Source organism: Streptomyces sp. 35G-GA-8 (assembly GCF_023534745.1).
Taxonomy (GTDB): Bacteria; Actinomycetota; Actinomycetes; order Streptomycetales; family Streptomycetaceae; genus Streptomyces.
In genome coordinates this window covers 292,007-314,011 of sequence record NZ_JAMHJQ010000003.1, presented here as the reverse complement: position 1 = coordinate 314,011, position 22,005 = coordinate 292,007, and the positions used below count along the sequence as shown (strand labels likewise).

The following is a 22,005-nucleotide window of genomic DNA, read 5'->3' as shown; positions in this document are numbered from 1 at the left end:
TTTCGGGCCCAGCACCACACCCCCCCTTGCTATAGTCCCCGTCTAGAGTTGTCATATATTCACATCGAAGACAGGGGGTGCAAGCGTGACGGCCGATCCGAGCGAAAAAGGGCCGATACACACCGCACGTGTCCCGGGATCGCTCCTCGTGCTCGTCACGGGCGGCATGGGCCTCTCCATGTTCGTTCTCTACGCGATCGGCGCGCTCGGGCCCTTCCTCATCGAGGATCTGGACATCTCAAGCTCCCAACTCGGGGTGCTGACCGCGGTGACCTTCGGCTCGGCGACCGTTCTCTCCCTGTACGCGGGACAGGTGGCGGACGTGTTGGGGGGCCGACGCGCGTTCACCGTGCTGATGACGCTCGTCGCCGCCGACTTCGCTCTGCTGATCGCCACCAGCACGTACTGGTTCCTGCTCGCCGCGCTGGTGCTCGGCGGCGCGGCCCAGTCGCTGGCCAATCCGTCGACGAACAAGCTGATCACCACTCATGTACCGGCCGAGCGGCGGGCGGTGGCCGTCGGGATCAAGCAGTCGGGGGTGCCGCTCGCCGCGTTCACCGCCGGACTGACCCTGCCCACGCTGGCCGAGGCGATGTCCTGGCGCGCCGCCCTCGCCCTCGTCATCCCGGTCGCGCTGGCGGCCGCGCTGGCGGCCGTGCTGCTGCCCAGGGACACCGGCCGGCCGGCGAAACTCCGGCCGGCCCTCCCCAAAGCGCCCAATCCCCCCACCCGGTGGCTGATGGCCGTATCGCTCTGCGTCGGCTGCGGACTCTCCGCCCTCAACACCTATCTGCCGCTCTACGCGCACCAACGGCTGTCCATGGGGGAAAGGAGCGCGGGAGCGCTCATCGCCGCCATCGGCGTGTCCGGCATCGCCAGCCGAGTGCTGTGGTCCCGGCTCAGCGACCGGCTGGACGTCCCCAGGTCGCTCCTCATCCTGAGCGTCGCCTCGGTGGTGTCCGGGGCGCTGCTCCCCGCGGCCACCGGGGCGACCTGGCTCGTATGGATCGGAGCCGTGGGCCTCGGCTGCTCGGCAGCCGCGGCCAACGCGGTCTCGATGGTGGCGGTGACCCAGGGCAGCGGCTTCGGCAGCACGGGCCACGCGTCGGCCCTGGTGTCCATGGGCTTCTTCGCGGGGTTCGTGGTGGGGCCGGTCACCTTCGGTCTGCTGGTCGACGCGACCGGCGGATTCACCGCGGGCTGGACCCTGGTGACGGCCGTCTTCGCGGTGGCCGGCCTCTGCTCCTGGGGCGGCAGGCGGATCGTCCGGGCCAGTGTTCAGTGACGGCCTGTCAGTCGGCCCAGAGGGCGGGATGGACCTCCTCGACGCGGTCGCGCTTGGTGTACATGTCCCAGTAGAGCGCGGCGAGATCGGCCGGGTCGACGACCGGGAACGCGGCCGCCAGCTCCGTCCCGGCGGCCGCCTCTGCCGCCTCGCTGCCTTCGATGAACGCGGCGATCGAGAGGGTGCCCGCGTAGATGCCCGACTCGGTGAGTTCGCCGTTGAGGGAGTAGAGCCAGTTTCGCGCAGCGGCCATCAGCGGGCCGACCCCGCTCGCATGCGGCATGGGGTGGACCGCGCTGGCCCCGGTGGTCATCAGGAACGCGCCGTCGCCGCGTTCCTTCCACTCCGGCAGCACGGCCCGGACCACGGCCAGCGGTGTGAGCAGGAGCAGCGGGATGTCCTGGGCCAGGGTGTCCGGGTCCAGTTCGGCGGCCGGGGTGAACCGGCCGCCGGGGATCGGGCCGTACTCGACCACGTCGATCCGGCCGAACCGCTCGCGGACGGCCTCGATCAGGGCGGGGATCTCCTTGGGCGCGGAGAGGTCGGCGGTGAAGCCGGCCGTGTCGACGCCCTCGGCACCGAGCTGGTCGACCAGGGCGTCGAGGCGGTCCTTGCGACGCGCCACCAGCGCGACACGGAAGCCTTCTGCGGCGAAGCGTCGGGCGACGGAGGCGCCGAGACCAGGGCCGGCACCGAAGATCGCAATCACTTTGGACATGGGGGTGCTCCTCCAATTCCTCTCATTTGTTCGTAACGCCATGATGCGCCAGTATGGAGGGCGTCACAAAAGGCACATCGGTGTGCGCGACGGAGAGGAACGGGCGCCATGCGGGACAGCGCGGGTACGGACATGGCGGCGGTGATCGGGCCCTGCGCGGGCATCCCCGCCGACCGCATGGCCTTCATCCGGCAGGTCCTGGACCGGGTCGGCGACAAGTGGAGCATGCTGATCATCGCCGTCCTGGAGGACGGCCCACTGCGCTACACCGACCTGCAGCGCCAGATCCCCGGCATCTCCCAGCGCATGCTCACCCACACCCTGCGCCGGCTCCGGGAGGACGGTCTGATCACGCGGACCGCCTACGCCGAGGTGCCGCCGCGCGTGGAGTACGCCCTCGCCCCGCTCGGCCGCGGCCTGCACGAGATCGTCAAGCGGCTGATCGGCTGGGCCGCCGACCATCACGACGAGATCCGGGTCAACCGCGCCCAGGCCGGTACTGCCGCCTCCTCCCGCTTCTGAGCCGCGGTGTCCACCGGCACTCGGGGGTGTTGGCCGGCAGGGGCGAGGGACCCGTGGCGCCTCAGGACATGAAGTCGTAGTACAGGTGACTGTCCTCCGCGGAGTCGGTCCAGGACCCGTAGCGGCGCATGCCGTACAGCAGGGGCAGCTGCAACTGCAACTGCGTGATGGCGACGACCCGCCCCATGACCACGGCGTGGTCCCCGACCAACTGCACGTCCTCGACCGCGCAGTCCGCGATCGTGTGCGCCGCCTCGTACAGGTGCGGGCCTCCGATCGGTCCCATCGTGCGCCACAGGACCTTCTCGAAGCGGTCCTTCGCGCCGGAGGCGAAGAGCTCCGCCGTCGAACGGGCCTGACTGTGCAGGATGTTCACGGCGAAGGCCCCGCTGCCCTTCACCGCCTCCAGCGTCGGACTGCCCTGACGCAGGCAGACCAGCAGCGTCGGCGGATCGAGCGCGACGCTGCACAGCGAGGTGCAGGTCATCCCCCACGGTTGCCCGTCGGGCGCGAGTGTCGTGACCACCGCGACGCCGGTGGGAAACCCGGCCATGAGCGGACGGATGTCGGGCTGGTCGGCTTCCGGCACCATGGTGCTCGCCTCCTGCTGATAGGTCACGGGGACGTGTGGACGGGAGAGGACGGAACGGTGGACATGGGCAGCAGCGCGGCCCGTATCTCGTCGGCCATGTCCGCGGTGAACGACTCGCGAGTACTGCCGAGGAAGTGGAAGTGCCCGCCGGTGTAGACGCGTTCGGTGAACCGCCCGCGCGTCTGCCGGGCCCAGTCGGCCATGGACGCGATCGGCGCCCAGGAGTCGTGCGTGGCAGAGAAGACGGTCAGCGGCGCGGCCAGCGGTGGGCGGTGCGCGTCGGGGCGGTACTCCGCGACGGCGCGCAGGTCGCTGCGGACGACCCGGAGGAAGCGGTCGCGGAACTCCGGTACGGCGTCGAGCTGGGCCGGCATGCCGCCCATGTCCCGCAGCCGTGCCATGAGTTCCGCGTCCGAACCGTCGTGGTCGGGAAGCCTCGTCAGTACCTCATGGCCCGGTGCCCCCCGGCCCGAGACACCGACCCAGCCGGGTCCGGCGCGGCGTGCCTCCAGCGCCCGCGCGGTCTCGTGGGCGACGACGGCCCCGAGACTGTGCCCGAACAGGGCCAGTGGCGTTCCGTCGGCCCAGGGCAGGACGTCCTCGGTGGCCGCCGCCACGATCTCGTCCATGTCCTCAAGGGCGGGCTGTGCGTGGCGCTTGCCCCGGCCCGGCAGATCGAGCAGCAGCACGTCCCAGTCGGCGGGCATCTGCCGGGTCATCGGAAAGTACGAGGCGGCCGATCCGCCCGCGTGGTGGAAGGCCACGAGCCGGAGCGCGGGCCGCGCCAGGCTCCGGGGGCGTACGAAGTGACTCATACGCCCTGCTCCCGCCCGTCGGCACCGGCGGTACGGGCCTGGTCGGCGATGTCGTCGGCCAGCCGGCCGAAGAGCTCTCCGAGCGGCAGATCCAGCGGTAGCTCCTCCGCCGTCAGACCCAGCCGGTAGTTCTCCTCGACCTTGGTGATGAACAGGACCGACAGCAGGGAGTCACCGCCGGCGTCCAGGAAGGACCCGTCGGCGTCAGGCTCCTCGGAGGCGTGCAGGGCGTCGGTGAGCTCGGCCATGAGGTAGGCGCGCACGGCTTCCCGGTCCACGGGCGCGGGTGCGCCCTGCCGCCGGCCGGCGACGGCCGCGTCCTCCTGGCCGCCGCCCGCGCCGACAAGCGGTTCGTCGATCCAGAAGCGCTTGCGCTGGAACGGATACGTCGGCAGATCGCCGAGCAGCGGGGTACCGGCCGCGCCCAGCTCTGCGAACCGCAGATCCGCGCCGGCCCGGAAGAGCTCGGCGAGAGCGGCGAGCAACAATCCGGGCGCGGTGCCGGGGTCGTGCCCGACGAGAGGCACCGAGCTCGTGCCGCCGGGGGACTCCCACTCCAGACGCGCGGGTTCCGCGGCCCCGCTGTCGTGCTCGGGACGGACGCGGATCCCGAACCGGCCGACGAGCCGGGCCAGCGCGCCACCCGGCTCCCGCTCCTGCGCGTCCGGTCCGACGGCCGCGGCGGGGAAGGCGTCCGCCAGTTCGGCGAACCCTTCGGCCAGCCGTGTCCCGTCGCCGGAGATCCGCAACACGACCGTGCGGAGGGCCGATTGACCGCGCGCGTCGGCGGGAGCCCGGTCCTGTGCCGTCGCGAGTCCGTCGGCGAGCCCGTCGGCGAGTTCGCCCGCCGTCGTACCGGTGACGGCGATCCGGTGGGCGAAGGTGGCTCGGCCGGTACGCAACGTGTGGCAGAGCGAGGGGAGTTGGGCCTCGTCCGTCTTCTTGAGGTAACCGCTCACCGCGCCCACGAGTTCCGCGAGGGCCACCGGGTCCCTGGCCGACAGGGTGAGCAGTTCGGGGCGGCCGGTGGCGGCGGGTGCCGGGCGGCCGGCCGGCTCGTACGCCTCAAGAACGACATGGGCGTTGGTGCCGCTCATGCCGAACGAGTTGACCCCGGCCACCTTGCGGGGCAGCGGCCAGGGGCGCGCGCGGCGCGGCACGGTGAGGGCCAGCCGGTCCCACGGAATGTGGGGGTTCAGTTCCGCGCCGTCGTCCGGCAGCGCCGCGGGTATCTCACCGTGCTGGAGCATGAGCACCGTCTTGATGACGGCGGCGATACCGGAAGCCGCTTCCAGGTGCCCCAGGCGGGCCTTGACGCTGCCGATCGGCAGCGGCACGCCCCGCTCCCGTACGGCCGCGCCGACCACCTCGTCGAGGGCGCCGACCTCGATGGGGTCACCGAGCGCGGTGCCGGTGCCGTGCGCCTCGACGTAGCCCAGCTCACCGGGGCCGACGCGCGCGTCGGCGAGCGCGGCGCGGAACACCTCCTGCTGCGCGGGGCCGTTGGGCGCGGTGAGCCCGGAGGCCGCCCCGTCGTGATTGACCGCCGAGCCGCGGATGGTGGCGAGCACGGGACGCCCCTCGTTCTCGGCGTCCTCCAGCCGCATCAGGACGAGGGCACCGACCCCCTCGCCCCGTCCGTATCCGTCGGCCGAGGCGAGGAAGGACTTCGACCGGCCGTCCGGGGAGACGGCGCGGGTCTGGCAGAGCGAGACCATCAGGCCGGCGGAGAGCAGCAGATTGGACCCGCAGACCAGGGCGTAGCGGCACTCGCCGTCGCGCAGGGCACGGACGGCGAGGTGCAGGGCGCTCAGCGACGAGGAGCACGCGGTGTCCACACTCAGGACCGGCCCGCGGAAACCCATCACATGGCTGATGCGCCCGGCCCCGAAGCAGAGCCCCCCGCCGGTCGTGAAGTACGGATCGATACGGGTCAGGTCGGAGCGGTCCGCAAGGCGCTCCCCGTACTCCGAGGCCATCATGCCCAGATAGACGCCGACGTCGAGCCGGTCGGAGCGGCGGACGGCGATGCCCGCCCGCTCCATGGCCTCCCACGCGGTCTCCAGGAGCATCCGCTGCTGCGGGTCGAGCAGCTTGGCCTCGCGCTGCGAGATACCGAAGAACTCGGCGTCGAAGTGGGCGATGTCGGAGAGGAAGCCGGCCCGGTCGACATAGGAGCGGCCCGGCTTGCCCGGGACCGGGTCGTACGCCGCGCGCAGGCCGGGGCGGTCCTCGGGGATCTCCGAGTCGGCCGTGCCCTCCCCGCGCAGGAAGTCCCAGTAGGCGTCCGGAGTGTCGAGTCCCCCGGGCAGCCGCAGGCTCATCCCCGCCACGGCGAGCGGTGCGTGCCGCTGGTCCTCAAGCTCCTGGATACGTGCCTGGAGCCGCCGGGAGTGCTTGAGCTGATCCTCCATGAGCTGCCGGATCTGCGCGGGTTCCATGGTGTGCGCCCTCATTTCTCAGTCACCACATCTGTCACCACTTCTGTCACCACATCTGCTTGCACGGCTTGGACGAGTTCCTCGAACGACAGCTCCTCCAGACGCGTACCGGAGTCCGCCGGTGCCGCCGGTGCCGTGGGTGGTACCGCTGTCGTCCGTTCCGCCGGCTCGGCAGACGGTCCGGACGGTCCGGAGGGCTCGGCCGGGAAGAGGAGATCGGCGATGTAGGACACCAGTTGGCCGACGGTGGGGTGGTCGAGCGCCACCGTGGCGGGCAGGTCCGTGCCGAGGGCGTGGGACAGCCGCGTCCGCAGGTCGATCACCATGATCGAGTCCAGCCCCGTCTCGGTGAACCCGAGGTCGTCGACGATGGCGGTCTCGTCCCCCAGCACCTCACCGGCCACGGTCCGCACGGCCTGGCGGAGCCGGTCCACGAGGTCGTCACGGTCGAGCCCGGTGAGCTGTTCCGTCAGTCGGCCACGCGCCGGCTCCGCTCCGGCGGAGCGGACCTGACGGGCGGCGAGTGACCGTACGAGGGCGGCCCTGGGATGGTCCGCGAGCTGTTGTGCGTACCCCTCACGGTCCAGGGCCACCGCCACGAGCCGGCCCCCGGGGCCGCCGGACAGGACCGTCCGGATCACCGCTTCCGCTTCCTCGTCGGTGAGTGAACGCAGACCTCGCCGTTCCATGGCCCGTTCGACGGCGGCGGAGGCGGCCATGCCACCCCTGGACTCCGGCGCCCACGGGCCCCAGTTGACGCTTGTGGCGGGGACGCCCGCCGCGCGCAGCGTCATCGCCAGACCGTCCAGATATCCGTTGGCCGCCGCGTAGTTGACCTGCCCGGCGTTGCCGAGGACCGCCGACGCGGACGAGAAGAGCACGAAGGCGTCCAGTTCCCGGCCGGCCAGGGCATCGGCGAGGTTCGCCGCCCCGTGCGCCTTGGCGGCGAAGACGGCGTCGAAGGAGCCGGCGTCGAGCCGGTCGAACGCCTGGTCGTCGGTGACGCCCGCCAGGTGCAGCACCGTACGCAGCGGCGTCTCCTGTCCGGCTCGTGCCACGGCCGCGCGGCAGGCCGCCGGATCGGTGACATCTCCTCGCACGACGCTCATCCGGACGCCGCGGGCGGTCAGTTCGTCGATGACGGCCAGGGCCGTGGCATCCGGCGCCGAGCGGGCCATGAGCGTGATGGCCGTGACACCGCGACGGGCGAGGAACCGGGCGGTGCTCAGGCCGAGCGCGCCGAGCCCCCCGGTGATCAGGGCCGCGGCGCCGCTCGCGGACGCGTCCGGCGCCGGCCCCGGGTCGGCGTCGTACGGGACGAGCCGGGCGACCCGCACCTCGTCCGGGCCGATCACGAGCCGGGGCTCGGGAACACCCTCGTCGAGCGACCGGATCAGGGCGTCCGTCAGGACCGAGGGATTCCAGTCGGCGGCGAGCCCGATCCGGAGCAGCCGCCGGTCGGTCTGCTCGGCCTCCAGTGAGGTGAGCAGACCCCACACCGCCTCGCGGACCGGCGCGCCGACGCCGCCGCCCCGCGCGTGGTCGTCGCCCATGTCGCCCAGCACGGCGTACGGAACGGTCCGGTCCACCGCGTGCAGGGTCCCGGTCAGCTCCCGCGCCGCGGCGAGCGCGTCCGCCGGTCCCGCACCGCCCTCCCGGCCGGTCACGAACCGGGCGTCCACGACGAGGTCGGCTCTCGGTGTGCCGGCCCCGCCGTCCGGTACGGGCTCCACCTCGTGGCCGTGGGCCGCGCAGGCTTCGCGCACCGCGCGGCCGAGCTCGGTGCCGGCGCCCAGCAGGGCGATCCGCCGGCTCCTCACCGGACCGGTCACGGCGGCCGTGGCCGGCTTCCGCACCGTCCAGGCGAGGTCGTACGTGTGGCGGACGCCCTCCCTCAGCGAACGCTGGAGCAGATCGCGCGGAGCACGGCGGAACCGGAAGTCGTCCACCGCCAGCACCGTGGCCCCACTGCTGTCGAACATACGCAGGTCCGCGGACCTCACCTGGAGCAGGCCGTCGTCCGGTCCTGCCTCGCGCACCGCGCGGACATGTCCCCACAACTCCTGGCCGGGGACCGGGCGGCGGGGGAAGGACAGCCGGGCGATGGAGAAGGGAATGGCGAGCCCGTCCTCCTCCGTCACGCGCTCGCCGGTGACCGCGAACGCCACGGCGCTCTGCAGGCACGAGTCGAGCAGACCGGGATGGATCTCGTAGCCGTCCGGGGACTCGTTCATCTCCGCCGGTTCGACGAAGCGGACAAGTGCCTCGTCGCCGCGGATGTACGCGTCACCGATCCACCGGAAGGACGGTCCCAAGTGGTAGCCGAGCGAGCGCAGATGCCGGTAGAAGTCCGCTCCCGAGAGGTGCCGGTCGGCGCTCTCCATGAACGCCGCCGGGTCGGGTGGCGCCGCCGCGTGCGGGCCGGTCTCCTGCCGGGTGCCCGCGTCCGCGATCCTCGCCACCAGATGCTCCTGCCAGCGCCCCGTCTCGCCGTCGAGCAGACTGTGGACGCTGACGCCACGGGACTGCCGCTCCCGCGGCTCCGCCACGATCTGGAGCTCGTAGCGCTCCCCGTCCCGCAGCACCAGGGCGCGCGGGAAGTGAAGATCCGCCAGCTGAACGGGAACACCGCCGCTGCCGAGGGCGGAGAGGACGGTGGCCGTCTGGGAGGCGCCGGGCACGGAGACCGTGCCGTAGAGCCGGTGGTCGGTGAGGTGGGCCGGGTATTCGGTACTGCGCTCGGTGGTCCAGACCCGGCCGCCCAGGGCGGGCGAGCGGATCTCGGTCCCCCAGGCGGGGCCCCGGGTCACGGGCCGGGTCCCCCTGGCGACGGCACGCCCGCCCGCCCCGGTCCAGTACCGCGTCCGCGCGAAGGGATAGCGCGGTGCGCCGGCACGCGGCCGGGAGCGACGCGGGGTCACCTGTTCCCAGTCGATGGTCTGGCCGCCCAGATACAGCTGCCGCGCGGCGGCGAGCAGGGCGGCGCGGTCACCGGTCCCTCGCCGCAGCGATGAGGCGAGCCCGGGGCTCTCCGCGAGTCCCGCTCCCTTGACGAGGTTGACCAGCGTGCGGTCCGGGCCGATCTCCAGGCAGATGTCGACGCCCAGAAGGGCGAGTTGGCGCGCGCCGTCGAGGAAACGCACGGGCCGGCGTGCGTGCCGGCGCCAGTATCCGGCGTCGTACTCGCCGGGCGCGGCGAGGTGGCCCGTCACATTGGAGACGATGGGCAGCGCCGGCTCGGTGAACTCCAGCGGGGCGAGAACCGCGTCGAACTCCGCCAGCGCGGGATCCAGCAGGCTTGAGTGGAAGGCGTGCGACACGCTGAGCCTGCGGGCACGCACGCCCCTCGTCTTCAGCCGGGCGGCCAGGCCGTCGACCGCGTCGGGCGCGCCCGACACCACGACGGACTCAGGGCCGTTGACGGCCGCGATGTCCAGTCCGGTGTCCGCCGTCCAGCCCCTGACGTCCGCCTCGGTGGCCACGACGGCCAGCATCGCGCCGCGTTCGGTGCCCTGCATGAGACGGGCCCGGTGCGCGATCAGCCCGAGGCCGGTGGGCAGGTCCATCACCCCGGCGGCCATGGCGGCCGTTATCTCGCCGACGCTGTGCCCCATGACGACGGCGGGGCGGACACCCCAGGACGCCCAGAGGCTGACCAGGGCCATTTCCAGGGTGACAAGGGCGGGCTGGGTGACCCGGGTCTCGTTGAGGGCGGTCCGGTCGTCGCCGTAGTACACGAGGTCCGCGAGGGACGCGCCGAGCAGTGGTGTCAGGACCCGGTCGCAGGTGTCGAACGTCTCCCGGAACACCGGTTCGTTCTCGTACAGTTCGCGGCCCATGCCGTAGTACTGGCTGCCCTGGCCGGTGAAGAGGAACGCGACACGCGGCGCGCGTGGGGCGGCCTCGGCCGGGGTGTCCAGTTGGGCGGAGAGCTGCTCCGGGGTCGCGCCGAGCAGAGCGCGGCGATACGGGAAGTGGGCGCGTCCGGCACCGGCGGTGGCGGCCAGCGAGTCCAGGTCGTCCTCGGTGGCGTTCTCCAGCCTCCGGGCCCAGGCCGAGGTCAGACGCTCCAGCCCCTCGGGGTCGGGGGCCGAGAGCGGGACGAGGCGCGAGGGCGGTTTCGGCCGGCTCGCCGCGTCCGTCGCGGGCACGGCCGGGGCGTTGGCCCGAGGGGGCGTCGGGGTCCCGTCCGGGGCGTCGGCGATCACCAGGTGGGCGTTCGTGCCGGTGAAGCCGAATCCGGACACCCCGGCGACCCGAGGCCCGTCGCCGCGCCGCCAGGCGGTGGCGGTGTCCACGACGCGCACATTCATCCCGGACCAGTCCACATGCGGGTTGGGCTCCTGGAAGTGGAGGTTGGCGGGGATCAGGTCGTGCCGCAGCGCGAGCACGGTCTTGAAGAGCGCCGCCATGCCCGCCGCCGACTCGCAGTGGCCGATGTTGCTCTTCACCGATCCCACGTGCAGCGGCCGGCCCGGCTCCCTCCCCGCGCCGAGGACCCGCCAGGCGGCACCGAGTTCGATCGGGTCGCCGAGCGCGGTGCCGGTGCCGTGCGCCTCCAGATAGGAGATGTCGGAGCCGGCGACGCCGGCCTGGGTCAGAGCCGCCTCCAGCATGCCTTCCTGGGCCCGGCCGTTGGGGGCGGTCAGCCCGGACGAGGCACCGTCCTGGTTCACGGCGCTGCCGCGGATGACGGCGAGCACCCGGTCGCCGTCGCGCCGGGCGTCGCCGAGCCGTTTGAGGACGACGACACCGCAGCCCTCGGAGCGCACGAATCCGTTCGCGTCGGCCGAGAACGTACGGCAGCGGCCGTCGGGCGACAGCATGTGCGCCTGGCTGACGGCGGCCCACGAGGCCGGGTCGAGCATGACGTTCACCCCACCGGCCAGCACCGTGTCGCTCTCGCCCGACCTCAGGGAGCCGACGGCCAGGTGCAGGGCCACCAGCGAGGAGGAGCACGCGGTGTCCACCGCGACGGCGGGCCCGTTCAGCCCGAGTGTGTAGGCGATGCGGCCGGCCGCCGCGTTGAGCGCGGTGCCCGTGCTGTAGTACGCGTCGACCCCGTCCAGGCCGTCCTGGGCCAACAGCCGCGCGTAGTCGGCGTAGCTGACGCCGACGAAGACCGCCGTGCGGGTGCCGCGCAGGGACGACGGGTCGATGCCGCCGTCCTCCATCGCGTGCCAGGCGGATTCGAGGAGCAGTCGCTGCTGGGGGTCGAGGTTCTCGGCCTCGCGCGCCGGGACGGCGAAGAAGCCCGCGTCGAAGCGGTCGATGTCGCTCAGGAAACCGCCCTGGTCGGTGGTGACCGTACCGGGGCGGATCGCGGAGGTGTCCCAGCGCCCGGCGGGCACCGCGGTGACACCGTCACGGCCGTCGCGGAGGAGTTCCCACAGTTCCTCGACGGAGTCGGCGCCGGGGAATCGGCCGGCCATGCCGACGATGGCGATGGGTTCGCCGGTGGTCCCGGCCTCGGCGGGTTCCTTCTCGGTCGCGGTGGGCGTCGTTCCGGCCGCGGTGGGGCGCGTCCCGGCCGCGGTGGTGGTCGTTCCTGCCGGCGCGGCAGGCGCGGGCCGTCCCCCGGAGGGCGCCGGGGCTCCGTCGCTCCTGGACAGCAGGAACGCGGCCAGTTCGGCGACCGTGGGGTGGTCGAAGACATCCGCGACCTGGACGGTCGTCCCGAACGCCTCGGAGAGTCGCGCCGTCAGATCGACGGCCATGATCGAGTCGAGGCCGAGGTCGTAGAAGCCGACGTTCTCCCGCACGGCGGTGCTGTCCGCGTGGCTGAGCTGGGCCGCGAGCAGACGGGTCACCATGGCCCGCGCCGCGGCCGTACGCTCACCCGGCGTCAGCCCGTCGAGGAAGGGGTGCGCACCCACCGCCGGTGCGGCGGGCGTGGTGTCGTGCGTACCGAACAGGCCGCGTGGCCGGAGTCCCGCCATCACCTGGCGGAGCCGGGGCAGATCCAGCGGACAGACCACCAGCCGGCCATCGGCGCCGGGTGCCTGCCCGGTCAGGGCCGCCCGGCCCGTAGCGGCGTCGAGAGTGCCGACCCCCATCCGCGCGGAACGCTCGCGCAGTGCCGAGTCGGCCATGCCCTCGCCGCCGAGCGCCCAGGGACCGTAGGCGATGCTCACCGCCGGGAGCCCGAGCGATCTGCGATGCGCCGCGAGGGTGTCGAGGGCGCCGTTGGCGGCCGAGTAGGCGGCACAGCCCTCGGTGCCCCACAGGGCGGAGACCGAGGACGTGAGTACGAAGAAGTCCAGCGGCCAGGCACAGCCGGCCAGATGGAGCCACCAGGCGCCGGCGGCCTTGCCGCTCAGGGCGGCGGCGAATTCCTCTGCGCCCGTCTCCCTGACAGGGCTGCGCCGCAGTGTCCCCGCCGCGTGGAGCACACCCCTCACGGGCGGCATGTCGGCCAGTACCTCGCAGGCCCGTTCCAGCGCCTCCGGTGTGTCGCAGCCGCCGCCCCGGTAGACGGTGCGGTCGGTGCCCCGGGCGAGATTCGTGAGCAGTGCCGCGGCCTCGGGGCCCAACTCGTCTTCCGGACGGCGGCCGATGAGCAGCAGATTGCGCGCACCGCGGCGCACGAGGTCACCGACGAGTTCCCTGCCGACGGCGCCGAGCCCGCCGGTGACGACGTAGGTCGCGTCCGCACGCACGGTCAGCTCGGCGGTGTGCCCGGCGGCCTCGGTCAACCGGGCCACCATGACCCGGCCGTCGCGGATCGCCGCCAGGTCCTCGACACCGGGCGCCGCCGACATGAACTGGCCGGCCACGAAGTCGAGGAGGGCGCCGGTGTCGTCGTCCCCGGGGGCGAGGGGCAGATCGATGATCCCGCCCCAGGCGGTGCCCAGTTCCAGTCCGAGCACCGGGGCGAGCCCGTGGAGGAGTCCGTGCCCCGTGCACACCGTGCGGTCCCCGTCCGAGGTGCGGACCGCGGCCCGGGTGACCACGAACGCACGGCCGAGGTCCCCCTCGCCGCCCGCGGCGGCGCAGACGGCGGCCGTCACGGCGGCGCAGAGAGCCGCCCCGTCGGCCAGCGGGTCCACCGAGGGGTCCGCGGTGCGGGATCCGGCGGCGCCCGGCTCGTCGGTGTCCGGACCGACGGGCAGCCTGTCGCCCTTCATGACCAGCAGCAGGGCTCGCGGTTCCCGGTCCTCGCGGTCCTCCCAGAACCGCTGCCAGGCCTGGGCGTCGGTGGGGAGTTCCGCGGTGGCCCAGCCGTCGGCCCGCCCGGGAGGCACGGGAGTGAGCAGGGTCCCCCGCACCCCCCGGGCGGACGCTTCGCGTGCGAGCGTCTCCAGGAGTTCCTGGTCGTCGCCCGCGAGGATCAGGGAGCCGGGGGGCGCGGCACCGGTCGGTTCGGCCGGCTGCCACACCGTACGGTGCGCGGTCGGCAAAGGAGAGTGCTCCCTGTCGGCCGGGGCCGCCGCGCCGCCCGGCGCCGCGGGCGTCACCGGCCCGGTGGGCAGGGTCTCGGGCGCGTGACGCGTGCGCTGCCAGGGATAGGCGGGCAGATCGATGACGTCGCGGGGCAGCGCGTCCCCGAGGTGACCGGCCTCCGGGGCCGCCCCCTCGGCGAGGGTCACGTCGGCGCGCGGCTCACCGGCCGCCAGCGCCCGCAGGGCCCCGGCCGCCGACTCGACGTCCGCGCAGGTGAGGCGGGCACGGAACGCGTGGCGGGTCCGCCCTGCGCCCGCCGTGTGGGCGAAGGCCGCGTAGGACTCCGGGCCGAGCGCCGAGACGCGGTCCGCGTACCGGCCCGCGAGGGCGCGCAGCGCCTCCGGCGTCTTCGCGGAGATCTCGAACCCCTCGACCCGGGGGCCATCTGTGCGGGGGCCACCGTCGCGGCGGGTGTCCTCGGGAGGGCCGAGGATGACATGCGCGTTGGTGCCGCTCATGCCGAAGGAGCTGACACCGGCGTAACGGCCGCTGCCGGGGGCCCAGTCGGTGAGTTCCCCGGGCACGGTCATGCCCGTACCGGAGAGATCGACCCTGGGGTTGAGCGTACGGAAGTGGACGACCGGCGGAGCCTTCCGGTGACGCAGGCAGAGCATCGCCTTGACCAGTCCGGCGACACCGGCGGCGGCCTCCAGATGACCGAAGTTGCTCTTCGCCGCTCCGACGGCGAGGGGGGCACCGCCGTTCGTCCGGCCGAGCGCCGTCGCCAGCGCCTCCATCTCGATGGGATCGCCCAGCGCGGTCCCGGTGCCGTGGGCCTCGATGTAGCCGATGTCCGAGGGCGCCAGGCCGGATTCGGCGAGCGCCTTCTCGATGAGGGACACCTGGGACAGCACGTTGGGGGCGGTGAAGCCACCCGAGCGGCCGTCCTGGTTGACGGCGGTGCCGTGGATCACGGCGTGCACGCGGTCCCCGTCGCGCAGGGCGTGGTCCAGGCGCTTCAGGACCACGACCCCGCACCCCTCGCCGCGGACGAATCCATTGGCGCGGGCGTCGAACGCCTTGCAGAGGCCGTCGGGGGCCAGCGACCGGGTCTCCTGTACCAGCCGCGTGGACCGGGGGGACAGGATGAGGTTGGTGCCCGCGGCGAACGCCACGTCGCAGTCGCCCCGCCGCAGCGCCTGCGCGGCCAGGTGTACGGCGACCAGCGAGGACGAGCAGGCGGTGTCGACGGCCATGGTCGGCCCGTTGAGGCCGAGCGCGTGCGCGATGCGGCCGGCCGCGAAGTTGTGGCCGTTGCCGGTCGTCCAGTAGGCATCCGGTTCGCCCACGAGCCAGTCCCGGTAGTCCTGCCACATGATGCCGAGGTACATACCGGTCTGGGTGCCGGAGAGCCGGTCGGCGGGCAGGCCCGCGTTCTCCATCGCTTCCCAGGCGACCTCCAGCAGGAGCCGCTGCTGAGGGTCGAGATGACGCGCCTCGCGCGGGCTGATGCCGAAGAACGCGGCGTCGAAGTCGAGCACTTCGTCCAGGAAGCCGCCGCGCTGCGGAAGTCTCTCCCACTCGGCGGTGAACGGTTCCTTCCGGTTCTCCGGAATGGGGCGGACCATGTCCCGCCCGGCCGCCAGCGCCTCCCAGTAACCGTCGAGGTCGTCGATGCCGCCCGGCAGCCGCAGGCCGACGCCGACCACGGCGACGGGCCCGCTGCCCTCCTGCTCCTCGATGCGCTGCCGCAGGGTGCGGATCGTGGCGAGTGCGCGGGTGAGTGGGGTCTGCCGGCCCCCGTCGGACGCGGCGGTCTCTTCGGTCTTCGACAACTCTTCGGTCTTTTCGGTTTTTTCGATCTTTTCGGAATTTTCCATGAGCTGGTATTCCTCGCGGTCGTACGACGGAACGTCGCGGAAAAGGCTGGGGCCGGACGCGGGACCGGGGTCAGCCGGTCTCCGACGGGTCGGGAAGCCGCTCGCACAGCGCGTCGGCGAGCGCCTTCGATGTCCCGTAGGACCACAGGAGGGTGGGCGACAGTTTGAGCCCGAACGAGGCCTCCAGGCGGTTGCGCAGTTCCAGGCCCATGAGGGAGTCCAGGCCCAGTTGCTTGAACGGGATGTCCCCGCGTACCTGTTCGGCGTCGAGCCGCAGGACCCGCCCGGCGAGCCCCCGGACCTCTTCCTCGGCCGCGGCCGGACGGTCTTCGGGCGGGAGGGCCAACAGCCGCTCCAGGAAGTCGCCGCCCGTGCCCGCGGCGCCGCCGCCGTCGCGCGCGGCGCCGAGCAGCCGCTCCCAGCTGCCGAGCGCGGCGGTGTCCGGATAGGCGTCGAACCACTGGCGGAGATGGATCGGCACGTACCCCGTCACCGGCTCGTCCCGTTCCAGCATCCGTACGAGCGCGGACCACGCCTCGTCGGGGCCGAAGCCGCCCATGCCGCGCTCTTCCAGGCGCGCGCCCCGCTGGTCGTCGCTCGCCGCGAGGCCGATCTCGGTGAACGGGCCCCACTGCACGCTGAGCGCGGGCAGCCCCCGGCGGCGCCGTGCCTCGGCGAAGGCGTCGAGGTAGGCGTTGGCCGCCGCGTAGGCGGCCTGCCCGGCGTTGCCGACCAGGGCCGCCGCGGAGGAGAAGAGGACGAAGAAGTCCAGGGGATCGTCCGCCGTGGCCGCGTCGAGGTTGCGGGCACCCGCGGCCTTCGGCGCGAGGACCCGCTCCACCTGCTCCGCTGTCAGATTGCGTACGGTGGCGTCCGCCAGCAGACCCGCGGCGTGCACCACCCCGCGCAGCGGCGGCAGTTCGTCCCGTACCCCCCCGAGGACGGCGCGCACGGCGTCCGCGTCGGCGATGTCGCACCGCTCGGTACGGACCGTGATGCCCGTGGCGCGCAGGGCCTCGATCCGGGCGGCGGCGGCCGGGGCGGGGGCGGAGCGCCCCAGCAGGACGAGTGATCCCGCGCCGTGTGCCGCGAGGAATTCGGCCAGGCTCAGGCCCAGCGCGCCGAGGCCGCCCGTCACCAGGTAGCTGCCGTCGGCGCGGAACCGGCCGCCGGGCATCGGCAGCGGTGTCACGGCCTCGACTCCGGAGGGGTCGACCAGGACGGTGCGTCGGCCGTGCGGTGCTCCGTTCACGGTTTCGCGGAGGGCTTCGGTCACCTCGGCCATGGCGCGTGTGTGGACGGGAAGCGACTCCAGCTTGCCGTTGACGACCAGTTCCCAGGCCGCCCGCAGGGCGGCGGCGAAACGGCGCCCCCGCTGTTCCAGCAGCCCCGGCAGCGCGACCGTGGCGAGAGCGACGCCCCGGCTGAACGCCTCGGCGCCGAGGGCGCGGCTGCCGTTCCCCCCGAACGCGATGTACCGGCCACCGGTGGCGAGCGCGTCCAGCCTTCCGTCACCGGGCTGCCCGGTGGGCGAGGCCAGTAGGAGGTCGACGCCTCGGCCGCCGGTGGCGGCGCGCACCGCCTCGGCCCAGTCGGGGTCCGTGGGGTCGACGACGGCATCGGAGCCGGGGTCGGCGTCGCCGCCGATTGCCGTCGTGATGATCCGGGCGCCCAGCACCCGGGAGATCTGTTCGACGGCGGCTCGGGCCGCGACCCCGGCAGGCAGATCGATCAGCACCGTCTCCCCGGCCTCCAGCCGCCCCAGGTCCGACAAGGCGTGCCAGGCGGCGGCCAGCGGAAGCGGCAGCGCCGCCGCCTCCGCGTCGCCGAGCCCGTCCGGCACGAGCGCGGCGTGGTCGGCCCGGACGGTGACATGGCTGGCGAGAACGCCGACGGCGCAGGCCACCACCCGGTCTCCGGGCGCCACGGCCGTGATGTCGGGGCCGACCGCCGTGACCCGGCCGGCGCAGCCGGAGCCCAGCGGCAGCGGGCCGCCGCCGCCCTGCCGGGCGCCGAACACCCGGAACGCGTCCCCGTGGTCCAGGGCGACCGCGGCGATCTCGATCTCGATCTCGCCGACGCCGGGCGAGCGCCGGGCGAGCGGCAGGAACTCGACCGGTTCCAGGGCGCCCGGCCGACGCGTACAGGCCCGGAACGGCTGCCGCGCCGAGCGCCGGGCGGGGAGCGCGGCGGCGGCTCGGCCGGTCGGGACGCCACGGGTGAGCCGGGCCGCGAGGCGGCGGCCGGCGCGCAGGGCCACCTGGTCCTCGGCGCCGTCGCCGAGGAGTTCGGCGGCCCACTCGGCCGGGCCGTCGGCGTCCGCCGGGTCGACGTCGACGAGCCGGGCGAGCAACTCCGGGTGCTCGCGCCGCAGGACGCGGGTGAATCCCCAGTAGAGCGCGCTTCCCGGATCGGGGGTGTCGCCGGGCTCCGCCGCCTGCGCCCCCGCCGTCACCACGGCCAGCGGCGGCGGTACGGGCAGCTCCGAGCAGGCACGGGCGAGTCCCGCGAGCCGGCTGAGCCCTTGCCGCTGGGCTTCGTACCCGGCAGTGGCGTCCGGCGCGACGAAGACCACGTTCTCGGGGAGCGGCGACGCGTCGGGCACCCCGTCCGTGACGGTACGGGTCACTCCGGCGCCGGCGGCGCTCAGCCCGTCGGCCAGCCGCCGGGCCATGCCGGTGTCGTCGGCCGCCCCGCAGACGAGCCAGTGGCCCGCCCCTGCCGTCTCGCCACGGGGAGCGGTCAGATCGGTCCATTCGACGCGGTGCAGCCGCTCGGCGTCGAAGTCCGCCGCGGGCCCCGCGCCGGGCAGCGGTGACAGTTCCAGTCCCGCCATGACCAGCAGTGGCCGGTGACCGCTGTCGAAGATCTCGATGTCGAAGACGCCTTCCGCCCGCCGGACGGCGTGCGACCACACCTGGGTGACGGGCTCCTCCGGGTCGGCCAACAGCTCGACGCGGTCAACGGCGGTCGGAACCAGAGCCGTTCCCGGGGCGTAGGCGTCGCACAGCGCGAGGGACACCTGGAGCGCCCCGTCCCACAGGGCGGGGTGCGGCGCGCGCCCGCGGTTGCCGGCCCGCAGCCGCTCGCCCAGCACCACCTCGGCCAGGGCGTGTTCACCGGCCGGGTCGGCGTACAGGGTACGGATCCCGCGGAAGGCGGGGCCGTATTCGAGGCCGCGCGCCGCCCAGGAGCGGTAGAAGCCGTCGGTGTCCACCGGGTCGAGACCGGTGTGCCAGTCGGGGAAGGTGGCGGAGCGGGGCGATTCCCGGTGGTCGACACGGGCGGTGGCGTTCTCCTCCCAGCCTGCGCCGCCCTCGGACAGCGACAGCAACCGGAAGGCGCCGCCGCCGGTGTTGCCGCTCCACTCGGCGATGAGCCTCGTCATGTCCTCGGTCATCGCCACCTCCTTGCGGAAGCGGACCTTCTCCAGGCGACGGGCGGCGGGGCCGGGGAGGGCGCGGGCGGTGTTGACGGCGATGGCGAGCATTCCGGCGCCGGGCAGCACAGGGGTGCCGTGCACCTGGTGGTCCGCCAGCCAGGGCGGACCGTTGAGCGACAACTCCAAGGCGCCGTGCAGGACATCCGCCTCGCCGGGCGCGGGGAGCAGCGGTGTGTCGAATCCGCGGGCCGCCCCGGTGCCCCGGGGGCGTTCGGCGGTCCAGTAGCGGTCCTGCCGCAGGGGGTACCCGGGCACGGCGGTGCCGGAGCTCCTGGGCAGTTCGCCGAACGGCTCCAGTCCCGCGACATAGCCGCGGGCGAGGGCCCCCGTGATGTCCGCGGTGCCGCCTTGGTGGCGGCGCATGGTGGTCAGTACGGCGGCGCGACGCGGCTGTCCGGCCACCAGCTGCTCGATGGCGGGCGCGAGGACGGGATGCGGGCTGATCTCCACGACATGGGTGATGCCGTCGTCGAGCAGCGCGCTCATCGCGTCGGCGAACTGCACGGGGCTCCTGAGGTTCTCCACCCAGTAGGCGCCGTCCATCTCCGGCCCGGCCAGCCGGCTCCGCCGTACGGTCGACATCAGGCCGATCTCGGCGTCGCGCGGGCGGACGGGGTCCAGGGCGGCCAGCAGATCGTCGCGCAGGGGATCCATCTGGGGGCTGTGCGAGGCGTAGTCGACATTGACCAGCCGGCAGTAGGTGCCCTCGGCGTCGAGCAGTTCCTTGAGGGTCAGTACGGCCTCCTTCTCGCCGGACAGGACGCAGGAGCTGGGACCGTTGTGCACCGCGAGGGAGACGCTGTCCTCGAACCCCTGGAGCGCGGCCAGGGCGGCGTCCCTGTCCAGGTCCACGGCGAGCATCCGCCCCTGTCCCGAGGCGCGGCGGGCGATGGCGCTGCGCCGGGCCATGACGAGGGCGGCGTCCTCGTAGGAGAGGACACCGGCGAGGGTGGCCGCGGTGATCTCGCCCTGGCTGTGGCCGAGTACGACGTCCGGCTCCACCCCGGAGGCGCGCCAGAGCTCGGCGAGCCCGAGCGACATGGCCCAGAGGGTGGGCTGGAGCATGTCGATCCGGCTCATCCATTCCTCGTCGGCCTTGCCGGAGAAGATGTCCAGCAGGTTCCAGTCGGTGTACGGGCGCAGTGCGTCGGCGCATCGGGTGACGACCTCGGCGAACAGCGGGCTGTCCCGGAAGAGTTCGACCCCCATGCCGCTCCACTGGGAGCCCTGTCCGGGGAAGACGAACGCGGTGCCGCCGTGGGGCACGGCGCTGCCGACCGTCAGTCCTGGCGACACGGGCTCGGCGTCCGGTGCGGCGGCGAGGCCGAGCAGATCGGTGCGCAGCCGGGCGGATTCCCCGGGTGCGACAAGGGCCGCGCGGACCGGGAAGTGGTCGCGCCGCCAGGCGAGGGCGCCGGCCTGGGTGACGATGTCCTCGGCGGAGTCCGGGACCAGGGGCGCCAGTTCGGCGGCGCGCAGGCCGAGGGACGGGACGTCCTTGGCGGACAGCGGGACGACGGCGGGCAGTCCGGTCGCCGCGACGGGTCGCGCGCCGGGCGGCCGCGTGTCGTCCGGGGGTGTCCCGGGCGGGCTCATGACGACCACATGGGCGTTGGTGCCGCCCCAGCCGAAGGAGTTGACCCCGAGGTAGAGGGGGCCGCTGTCGGGCAGCGGTGTGGGCTCGCGGACCACCCGCAGATTGATGTCCTCGAACGGGATGGCGGGGTTGAGCTCTTCGGAGTGCAGGCTCGGGGGCACGACACGGTGCTTGAGCGCGAGGAGGATCTTGATCAGGCCCGCGAGGCCCGCGCTGGCCTCCAGATGCCCGATATTGGTCTTCACCGAGCCGATGAGCAGCGGGTTGTCGGCACGGTCCCGGCCGAGCACGTGCCCGATCGCGGCGGCCTCGATCGGGTCGCCGCGCCCGGTGCCGGTACCGTGCGCCTCGATGTAGGCGGGGGCGCCCTCCGGTACGACTCCCCCGCCGTAGGCGCGGCGCAGCAGATCCTCCTGGCCCTGGGGGCTGGGAGTCACCAGGCTGTCACCGCCGCCGTCGTTGTTCACGACCGTGTTGACGACGACGCCGTGGACGCGGTCGCCGTCGGCCAGGGCGCGCTCCAGGGTCTTCACATAGAGGGCGGCGACTCCTTCGCCGCGCACGAACCCGTTGGCCGACGCGGCGAACGCCTTGCACCGCCCGTCCGGTGAGAGACCGCCGAAGTGCGTGAGCCCGACGGTCACATGCGGGTCGAGCATGAGGTTGGTGCCGCCGACGATCGCCGCGTCGATCTCGCCCTGGCGCAGCGCCTGGGAGGCGAGGTGCAGCGCCACGAGCGAGGAGGAGCAGCCGGTTTCCACGGTCATGCTGGGCCCGCGGACCTTGAGGAAGTACGAGAGTCGCGCGGCGATCACGTCGAGGGCGTTGCCGACGAGGCTGTGCGGGGTGGGCCCGGCCTCGCGTGCGGTGCGCAGAAGCTCGTAGTCGTGCCAGGAGGCGCCCACGTACACGCCGGTGCGTGTGCCGGCGAGGGCGTCGGCGCGCTGGCCGGCGTCCTCCATGGCCCGCCATCCCACTTCCAGCATCAGACGCTGCTGCGGATCGATGGCCTCGGCCTCGCGGGGCGAGATGCCGAAGAATCCGGCGTCGAATCGGTCGACCCCGTCCAGGAAGCCGCCGACCGCCTGGATCTCCTTCTCGGGGTCGAGCTGCGCCGTGCTGTCCCAGCGGTCGGCCGGAATGGGGCCTATCCCGTCCTCGCCCGCCATCATCAGAGTCCACAGGCTTTCGACATCCGGCGCGCCCGGAAACCTACCCGCCATACCAACAATGGCAATCAGGTTCGCCGGATCGCCTTCTGCGTTCGCGTCCATTCGTCGCCCTCTTGTCTCGCAACTAAATATCGAAGCAATCCAGGTGAATTTATATC

General features: G+C 73.3%; 8 protein-coding genes. 2 read left to right on the top strand and 6 right to left on the bottom strand.

Features of this window, described 5'->3' with window-relative positions; translation table 11 throughout:
- Positions 1–148: 148 nt before the first annotated feature.
- Positions 149–1,285 (top strand): MFS transporter, encoded by a 1,137-nt coding sequence (locus M1203_RS07770; RefSeq protein ID WP_249948783.1) that lies wholly within the window; start codon positions 149–151, stop codon positions 1,283–1,285.
- A gap of 7 nt (positions 1,286–1,292) precedes the next feature.
- On the opposite strand, the gene M1203_RS07765 is transcribed toward M1203_RS07770, so the two are convergent.
- Positions 1,293–2,003 carry an SDR family oxidoreductase gene (locus M1203_RS07765; protein WP_249948782.1) on the bottom strand — a complete coding sequence of 237 codons (711 nt, stop codon included), beginning with the start codon at positions 2,001–2,003 and terminating at the stop codon, positions 1,293–1,295.
- Between the two features lie 108 nt (positions 2,004–2,111).
- On the opposite strand from M1203_RS07765, the gene M1203_RS07760 reads away from it, so the two are divergent.
- Positions 2,112–2,525, top strand: a complete 414-nt coding sequence (locus M1203_RS07760) for a helix-turn-helix domain-containing protein (protein WP_249948781.1) — start codon at positions 2,112–2,114, stop codon at positions 2,523–2,525.
- 61 nt (positions 2,526–2,586) lie between these two features.
- On the opposite strand, the gene M1203_RS07755 is transcribed toward M1203_RS07760, so the two are convergent.
- The 5 genes from M1203_RS07755 to M1203_RS07735 form a co-directional block, all read right to left on the bottom strand.
- Positions 2,587–3,144: a flavin reductase family protein gene (locus tag M1203_RS07755; RefSeq protein WP_249948780.1), complete on the bottom strand. Its 558-nt coding sequence runs from the start codon at positions 3,142–3,144 to the stop codon at positions 2,587–2,589.
- Positions 3,141–3,932: a thioesterase II family protein gene (locus M1203_RS07750; protein ID WP_249948779.1), complete on the bottom strand. Its 792-nt coding sequence runs from the start codon at positions 3,930–3,932 to the stop codon at positions 3,141–3,143. Before M1203_RS07750 ends, M1203_RS07755 begins: the two co-directional genes overlap by 4 nt.
- The gene (locus tag M1203_RS07745) at positions 3,929–6,373 is read right to left on the bottom strand and encodes a beta-ketoacyl synthase N-terminal-like domain-containing protein (RefSeq protein ID WP_249948778.1); all 2,445 of its coding nucleotides are present in this window, start codon (positions 6,371–6,373) and stop codon (positions 3,929–3,931) included. Before M1203_RS07745 ends, M1203_RS07750 begins: the two co-directional genes overlap by 4 nt.
- Positions 6,374–6,384: 11 nt before the next feature.
- Positions 6,385–15,636, bottom strand: coding sequence for a type I polyketide synthase (locus M1203_RS07740; RefSeq protein ID WP_249948777.1), 9,252 nt, complete (start codon positions 15,634–15,636; stop codon positions 6,385–6,387).
- Between the two features lie 70 nt (positions 15,637–15,706).
- The gene (locus M1203_RS07735) at positions 15,707–21,949 is read right to left on the bottom strand and encodes a type I polyketide synthase (RefSeq protein WP_283958313.1); all 6,243 of its coding nucleotides are present in this window, start codon (positions 21,947–21,949) and stop codon (positions 15,707–15,709) included.
- Between the last annotated feature and the right edge of the window lie 56 nt (positions 21,950–22,005).

What these genes read in the sequence shown, in the direction of transcription:
- M1203_RS07735 (WP_283958313.1), bottom strand. Translation starts at nt 21,949, where the DNA reads ATGGACGCGAACGCAGAAGGCGATCCGGCGAACCTGATTGCCATTGTT.
- M1203_RS07750 (WP_249948779.1), bottom strand. Translation starts at nt 3,932, where the DNA reads ATGAGTCACTTCGTACGCCCCCGGAGCCTGGCGCGGCCCGCGCTCCGG.
- M1203_RS07745 (WP_249948778.1), bottom strand. Translation starts at nt 6,373, where the DNA reads ATGGAACCCGCGCAGATCCGGCAGCTCATGGAGGATCAGCTCAAGCAC.
- M1203_RS07765 (WP_249948782.1), bottom strand. Translation starts at nt 2,003, where the DNA reads ATGTCCAAAGTGATTGCGATCTTCGGTGCCGGCCCTGGTCTCGGCGCC.
- M1203_RS07760 (WP_249948781.1), top strand. Translation starts at nt 2,112, where the DNA reads ATGCGGGACAGCGCGGGTACGGACATGGCGGCGGTGATCGGGCCCTGC.
- M1203_RS07740 (WP_249948777.1), bottom strand. Translation starts at nt 15,636, where the DNA reads ATGGAAAATTCCGAAAAGATCGAAAAAACCGAAAAGACCGAAGAGTTG.